This window comes from Fulvivirga sp., assembly GCF_040220315.1.
Lineage (GTDB): Bacteria > Bacteroidota > Bacteroidia > Cytophagales > Cyclobacteriaceae > Fulvivirga.
Map to the genome: position 1 here is coordinate 1 of NZ_JAVJUY010000403.1, position 7,969 is coordinate 7,969.

Here is a 7,969-nt window from a genome sequence, read left to right on the forward strand (position 1 = left end):
AGAAATCTGGGCACTGGGGGCTTTTCTATGAAGATGGACTATCAAAAGGTGAAGTGGTATTCAATGAGGGCACAGGGGAGTATAAAGAATACTACAAAAATGGGAACATAAGATTAATAGGAACAATAGTGAACGACAAGCACGAAGGAGTGTGGAAATATTATTACGAAGGTGGTGAGTTGGAAGGAGAGTGCGATTTCACCAATGGTAGAGGAGAATATTACGGATATTACCCGGATGGTACATTACAAACAAAAGGAACGATTGAAGAAAATAGCAAAAAAGTAGGGAGGTGGGAGCTTTATAAAAACGATGGTACACTTTCTGGATATTATAAACCAATATATGATCAACCAATTGAAAATCAACAAGTTATAGAGACTAAGGTAAAACGAAATAAACAATATGGTGTTGGTGCATATAAGTATAAAGGCAAAAGAAAATTCAACTATTTTGACGCCAAGGGTAATGAATTTCAGGGCTTAATAATGAGCTTTAATCCATTTGCAACTTTTATTGGGCGAATACCATTTGGAATGGAATTTTATATGCAGGAACGCCTGGGTCACGAATTTGAATTTGAAGGCATTAGAGACCCATTTTTTACAGAAGATTTTGATGTACCGCTTGGTGAAGTTTTTACCAGGGGGTATAGTGTGAGTATTCGTCAAAAGTTTTATAACAAAACTTCCAGAAATTATGCGCTTTGGTACTTTGGTCATGAGCTGAGGTTTAGTAATGAAAGCCACTTTGTAAATACACAGAATATATTATTCCCTGATAATGTCGTGAGAGCCAGTGCTTCAGAGCAAAGGGTAGAGTATATGCTTCTACTCGGGTATAGGCTTATCCAAAATACAAGAGATAAAGGATTTACCATTGACTTATTTGTTGGGGCTGGCTCTGGTTACCGAAACTTTGAGAACGATCCTAACTTTAGTGAGGCATTTGATAGTTTAGAAAAAGGAAAAATTACCTTTGCATATACTTTTGGAGTCAACTTCGGGTATAACTTTTCATTCGCTGGTTCGAGATAAATTTTAAGGATAAAAACCTTACAACATTGAAAAAGACAGTAACACTAAGGCTCACTCCTGAGGAGGCCTTCTCTACCGATTTACATACACATGTATTAAAAAAATCTGGGTTTCAATCCTCTGATGGTGTACATGTACAGATACAAAAACGCTCCATTGACGCTCGTAAGAAAAAGGTTTGGGTAAACATACAGGCAGATATTTATGTGAATCAATCGCCTGATTCACAGTCTTTTAGCAAAGAATATCGTGATGTAAGAAATTCGAATGAAGTTATAATCATTGGAGCCGGTCCTGCTGGTTTGTTTGCGGCATTGCGATTAATTGAATTAGGAGTTAAGCCAATCGTGTTGGAAAGAGGTAAGGATGTACGTGCTAGAAGGCGAGATCTTGCAGCTATTAATAAAGAACATATTGTAAACCCTGAATCTAACTATTGTTTTGGCGAAGGGGGCGCTGGCACATATTCTGACGGAAAACTATACACTAGATCAAAAAAGCGAGGTGATCTTCAAAGGATATTAGAAATATTGGTGGCTCATGGCGCTAAAGATGACATTCTCTATGATGCTCATCCGCACATTGGCACAAACAAGCTCCCCAAAATTGTTCAGGCTCTTCGTGAAACAATTATTGAGTATGGTGGAGAAGTGAGGTTTGATTCTAAAGTTGTAGACTTCATAATTGAACAAGATTCATTAAAGGGAGTCAAACTGCAGGACAATACCATCATTAAAGCCAAATCCATATTATTGGCTACCGGTCACTCCGCCAGAGATATTTTTTATTTATTAAATGACCGAAAAGTGAAAATTGAATCTAAACCCTTTGCATTAGGAGTAAGGGTGGAGCACCCGCAAGCGTTAATTGATTCTATCCAATACAGTTGCGATGGAGATAGAGGCGAGTATTTGCCCGCATCTTCCTATGCGTTAGTAAACCAAACATACCTGGGCAATGAGCAACGAGGTGTATTTTCATTTTGTATGTGCCCTGGAGGTTTTATTGTGCCATCAGCTACCGCTCCTGGCGAAGTAGTGGTGAATGGTATGAGCCCCTCGCGTAGAGATAGCAAGTTTGCCAATTCAGGTATTGTGGTATCGGTAGAAAATTCGGATTTGAAGGATTATTCTAAATATGGTGAATTGGCAGCCATGAGATTCCAGCAAAAAGTGGAACAAGATGCATTTAGGTTAGGAGGCGAAACTCAGGTTGCACCAGCTCAGAGGTTAGTAGATTTCGTCAATGGAAAAATCTCAAATCACCTAAATGAAACATCTTATCAGCCTGGCCTTAACTCGGTGGATATGAGAAATGTATTGCCTGAGTTTATTCATGCCAGACTAAAAATGGCTTTTAAAGGATTTGGCAAAAAAATGAAAGGCTATTTAACGAACGAAGCCCAGATAGTAGGTGTTGAGAGTAGGACATCGTCACCAGTACGTGTTCCGAGAGATAAGGAAACATTGGAACATGTCGAATTAAAGGGCTTATTCCCTTGTGGCGAAGGGGCGGGCTACGCTGGTGGAATTGTTTCTGCCGCCATGGATGGCGAGCGATGTGCCGAGGCGATTGTGAATAAATACTTTAATTAAATGAAAACAGTAGTAATTGGAGCAAGTACCAATCCAGCAAGGTATTCCTACATAGCATCGAATATGTTGAATGAAAGGGATTTGGAATTCGTACCTGTTGGAATAAAAAAGGGTCAATTGTTTGGCAAAGAGATCTTAGACCTGCGAACTAAGCCAGAAATACAAGATGTACATACAGTAACCCTATATATTGGCCCTGATAATCAAGTGGAGTGGTATGATTATATCATCGGTTTAAAACCAAAAAGAATTATATTTAATCCGGGTACAGAAAACCCTGAATTAGTAGAATTAGCTCAGAAGAATGGCATAGAAACTGAAATGGCCTGTACCTTGGTTTTACTTAGCACCAACAGCTACTCCGAGTAAATTACAACTGACCCTTGAGAGCGTAGCTGCTCAAAAAAATCAAGTAAAAATGGTTCATTTTCTACTTTGATAGGATTACCGTAAAAGTATAGCAGTTCCAGATTGATTAAATCAGTTAACTCTTCGGAAACTGAATTAATTTGATTTTCTGAAAAGTCAAGATTTTTCAAACTGGTGAGATAATACACTTCTTTTGGAAGAGAAGAGAAATAATTACTATTCATCCTCAATATTTTCAATGAATCAAGTCTTTTAATTGATTCTGGCAAATAACTAAGCCTGTTGTGATGAACGTATAATTCTTTAAGGTTGGAAAGTTTACCAATCTCATCCGGTAAAGAATATAATTGGTTGTTTGATATATATAGGATTTCCAGTTTGGTCAGGTTTTCAATTTCAGGACTAACTTTCTCAATCTGATTATAATAAACATCCAATTGTTTCAGACTGCGCAATTCGTATACAACATCTGGCACTTTGGTTAATTTGTTATCATAAAGAGTAAGGTATTCGAGCTTATGAAGTTGGTCAATCTCCTTGGGTAGCGTACGTATGTTATTAGCAGCCAGCTGCAATAATTTTAGTTGAACTAAAGTGGAAATTTCAGCAGGTATGGAATCCAATTCACATTTATTCAGCTTCAGCTTATCTAACCTTTCAATTCTTTTTAAATTACTTCTAAATAGATTGATTGGATTTCCACTAAGCTCTAAATCAATGAGATGTTTCAGGCATTTTGTTCTAGGTATCTTCACAAACCTATTTTCTCCAAGATCGAGTGCTTGAAGTGATTTTAACCTGCGTAGCTTCCAAGGTATTTTCTTTAAATTGTTTCCTTCTAAATTGATTCTGGTGATAGTATGGTTCTTTTTGAGCCTTATCCTATGCTTACCATTAAGATTGTCTTTCCATACTATAGATTTAAGGTTTTGCAGTTGATTAATCTCTTTAGGTAATTTTCTAATCTTATTATGTGAAATATCCAATGACCTGACATTTTTAAATTCATATACCAGTGCTGGTAATTCCTCAAGGTCTAGATAAGATAAATCAAGAAATTGAACTCCCATTTTATCTTTTGTAGCCAGATAAGATTCATATCGCTCTTTGGCTTTCAATTTATTATGCAATAATCTCAGTTCGCGTATCGAATTTTGTGAGATTTCTTCACTCTTATTCTGGGCTAAACTAGCTCCAAAAGAGCCTAAAATGAATAGAATAACATATACAGATTCCACATCTGTAAACTAAAGAATTAGTTGATAAGATTACAAGAAAAAAGCAATGTAAAAAAGGTCATAAAAGTGTAGTTTTGGGAGATTTTGAAAAGTGATTATGGCAGAGAAAAAAGAAATAAATAAAGGCGATTATTCGGCAGGTAATATTCAGGTTTTAGAAGGCTTAGAAGCCGTTAGGAAGAGACCTGCGATGTACATTGGAGATGTTGGTGTGAAAGGTCTACACCATCTAATCTGGGAGGTAGTAGATAACTCAATTGATGAGGCGCTGGCAGGTCATTGTGATACCATTTCCGTAGTTATCAATAACGATAATTCTATAACCGTAAGTGATAACGGTAGGGGTATTCCAACAGACATTCACGAAAAGGAAAAAAGATCGGCCCTAGAAGTGGTAATGACGGTTCTCCATGCAGGCGGTAAGTTTGATAAGGATACTTACAAGGTATCAGGTGGTCTACATGGTGTTGGTGTTTCTTGTGTGAATGCACTTTCTACCATGCTTAAGGCAACGGTACACAGGGATGGTAAAATATATGAACAAGAATATAGCAAAGGTGTACCACAGTACAGTGTAAGGGAGATCGGCAAAACCGACAAAAAAGGGACAACTATTCAGTTTAAACCTGATGGTGAGATCTTTAATGTAACAGTTTATAACTACGAGACAGTAGCATCCCGTTTAAGGGAGCTTTCTTTCTTGAACGCTGGTATAACCATCACTTTGGAAGATATGCGAGAGCAAGATGATGATGGTAAAAATAGAACAGACACGTTCCACTCGGAAGGCGGTTTAAAGGAGTTTGTTACATATTTAGATAGCACAAGAGAGCGATTGATTCCTGAGCCTGTGTATATGGACAGTGAAAAAGGGGAAATCCCAGTTCAGGTGGCACTTAATTATAATACATCTTACACTGAAAATGTGGTTTCTTATGTGAATAACATTAACACCATAGAAGGTGGAACCCACGTTTCAGGTTTTAGAAGAGCATTAACGAGAACACTTAAATCATACGCAGATAAATCGGGACTTTTAGATAAAGTAAAAGTTGAGATTAGTGGTGATGATTTTAGAGAAGGATTAACAGCAGTTATTTCTGTAAAAGTAGCAGAGCCTCAGTTCGAAGGTCAGACAAAAACCAAACTAGGTAATTCAGATGTAAGTGGCGCGGTAGATGTAGTGGTGGGTGAAATGCTTACCAACTATTTAGAAGAGAACCCAAAGGAAGCAAAAGTAATTGTTCAGAAAGTTATTATTGCTGCACAAGCCAGACACGCTGCCAGAAAAGCACGAGAAATGGTGCAGCGTAAAAATGTAATGAGCGGCACGGGTTTACCAGGTAAACTGGCCGATTGTTCGAATAACGACCCTCAAATATGTGAGTTATACCTTGTGGAGGGTGACTCTGCCGGAGGTTCAGCAAAGCAAGGTCGTGATAGAAACTTTCAGGCGATATTGCCACTTCGAGGTAAAATTCTGAATGTAGAGAAGGCGCAGGAGCACAGAATTTATGAAAACGAAGAGATTAAGAATATGATTACGGCTTTGGGTGTTAGCTTCGGTACGGAAGAAGATGACAAGGCGCTGAACATATCTAAATTAAGATATCATAAGATTATAATCATGACGGATGCCGATGTGGACGGAAGTCACATTAGAACGTTGATTTTAACATTCTTCTTCAGATACATGCATAAACTTATTGAAAAAGGTTATGTCTACATCGCACTACCTCCATTGTATTTACTTAAGAAAGGGAAAGATGAGCGCTATTGCTGGACAGAAGATGAACGGGTTGCACTTATTAAAGAGATGGCAAAAGATGGTAAAGAGGAATCAGTAGGTATACAGAGATATAAAGGTCTTGGAGAGATGAACCCAGAGCAACTTTGGTCTACAACCATGAATCCTGAAAGCAGAAGTTTAAAGAAAGTGACTATCGAGTCTGCGGCTGAAGCAGATCATTTGTTTTCGATGCTGATGGGCGATGAGGTGGCACCAAGACGCGAATTCATAGAGAAGAATGCTAAATACGCTAAAGTAGATATTTAATAATTTATTAAACCTTATAAGTGCTGTGATGAAAATAAGATTATTTTTATTGCAGCACTTTTTTTTATCTGCACCTGTTAAGAAAATTGTAGTAAAAAATTAAACACTTATCACCATGGTCATCCCTGAACGTCTGAAAAAGGAAATTGCCAAAAGTAATTATATAAGCCGTGATTTAAGCTGGCTAAAGTTCAACCATCGTGTACTTGATCAGGCAAAAGATGTTAAAAAAAACCTTATCGAACGTCTGAAATTTTTGGCTATCACAGGCTCTAATTTGGATGAATTCTTTACTATTCGTGTGGGAAGTTTATACAACTACCTCGATTATGGCAAACAGCGATTTGATTACTCAGGCCTAAGGGAACAACCATTTAAGCAGGTACTACTGGCTAAAGCAAAAGAATTTACAGATGAGCAGCATGAGCTATTCCTGAAAAACTTAATGCCAGAGTTCGAGAATTTTGGTTTTTCCATAACTCTCTACAAAAAATTATCGCAGGAAGATCGTACCAAAGTTAATGACTATTTTGAGACTACTATCTATCCGATGCTTACCCCCATGGCATATGATAGTTATCATACATTTCCGATTCTAAGTACAAATAGACTTGTTTTTGGTGTTGTTACGCGGTCAGCAGAAGACGACAATAAAAAGCTAAATTTCATACAGATACCATCTAATCTTCCCAGGTATTACGAAATCGAAAAAGACGATATTATTCATTTTATTCCTATTGAAGATATAATAAAAAATAATGTTCATCACCTGTTTAGAAATATTAAAATAGTATCTACCAACCTATTTAGAATAACACGGAATGGCGATTTTACTTTGGATGAGAGTGATGACATCGAAGCGAATTTCTTGGAGGAGTTGAAGCAGAAACTGAAAACACGAAGAACAGGAAGAGTTGTAAGGATAGAAGTAATTGGCAGGCCAGATACTTGGATGCTGAAAGTATTAAAGGAGCGCTGGGAGTTGAATGATGACAATATTTTCCGATACAAAAGAAAAAGTGTACTCGATTTTACTGCCCTGTGGGAGATTGTAAGGCACAATGAATTTAAAGAACATTTGTTTGAAATGCCATCAAATAAACCACCGCTCAGTTATCCGGAAATTGGCGAGAATAATATTTTTGATGTGCTTAAGGATAGGGATGTCTTACTTCATCATCCTTATAATAATATTGAACCGGTTATTGAGCTGCTTGAAAAGGCAGCTGATGACCCGGGGGTGTTAGCAATTAAAATTACCATTTATCGCCTTGCCAAAGATTCAAGAGTAACAGCCGCTTTACTTAAAGCAGCAGAAAATGGGAAGCACGTGGCGGTATTATTTGAAGTAAAAGCCAGGTTTGATGAAGAGAATAACTTAAGGGAAGCACAGCGATTGCAAAAAGCCGGGTGCTTTGTTATTTATGGGATAAGTAGTTTTAAAACGCATACTAAACTTCTCTTGGTAGTTCGTAAAGAGGGGGAAAAAGTAACGCGCTACGTTCATCTTTCTAGTGGTAACTATAATGAGTCAACGGCTAAGTTGTATACAGATTTGGGTTTACTCACTACTGATGATGAATACGCTCATGATGTATCGGAGTTCTTCAATGTAATCACGGGCCACTCTCTGCCAAGTGTTTATAAAAACTTGATTACTGCTCCAAAAGACAT

The 7,969-nt window shown here is 37.5% G+C and carries 6 protein-coding genes; 5 read left to right on the forward strand and 1 reads right to left on the reverse strand.

Annotated features, from left to right (window positions below; genetic code table 11):
* From RLO81_RS20605 to RLO81_RS20615, 3 genes are all read left to right on the forward strand, one after another.
* A partial coding sequence (locus tag RLO81_RS20605; RefSeq protein WP_502880479.1) for a toxin-antitoxin system YwqK family antitoxin occupies positions 1-1,037 on the forward strand: 1,037 nt, incomplete at its 5' end.
* A gap of 26 nt (positions 1,038-1,063) precedes the next feature.
* On the forward strand, positions 1,064-2,632 hold the full coding sequence (locus RLO81_RS20610) for an NAD(P)/FAD-dependent oxidoreductase (protein ID WP_350116411.1): 1,569 nt from the start codon (positions 1,064-1,066) through the stop codon (positions 2,630-2,632).
* Positions 2,633-3,001 carry a CoA-binding protein gene (locus RLO81_RS20615; protein ID WP_350116413.1) on the forward strand — a complete coding sequence of 123 codons (369 nt, stop codon included), beginning with the start codon at positions 2,633-2,635 and terminating at the stop codon, positions 2,999-3,001.
* Here the strand turns inward: RLO81_RS20615 and RLO81_RS20620 are convergent.
* Entirely contained in the window at positions 2,989-4,239 is a 1,251-nt protein-coding gene (locus RLO81_RS20620; RefSeq protein WP_350116415.1) for a leucine-rich repeat domain-containing protein, read from the reverse strand. The genes RLO81_RS20615 and RLO81_RS20620 overlap by 13 nt on opposite strands.
* 97 nt (positions 4,240-4,336) lie before the next feature.
* Here RLO81_RS20620 and gyrB point away from each other — a divergent pair, with 97 nt between their 5' ends.
* Together gyrB and ppk1 are read left to right on the forward strand one after the other, a co-directional pair.
* A complete protein-coding gene (gene gyrB, locus RLO81_RS20625; RefSeq protein WP_350116417.1) occupies positions 4,337-6,295 on the forward strand; it encodes a DNA topoisomerase (ATP-hydrolyzing) subunit B in 1,959 nt (652 codons plus the stop codon).
* 115 nt (positions 6,296-6,410) lie between these two features.
* The coding region (ppk1, locus tag RLO81_RS20630) for a polyphosphate kinase 1 (protein WP_350116419.1) at positions 6,411-7,969 on the forward strand (1,559 nt) is incomplete at its 3' end.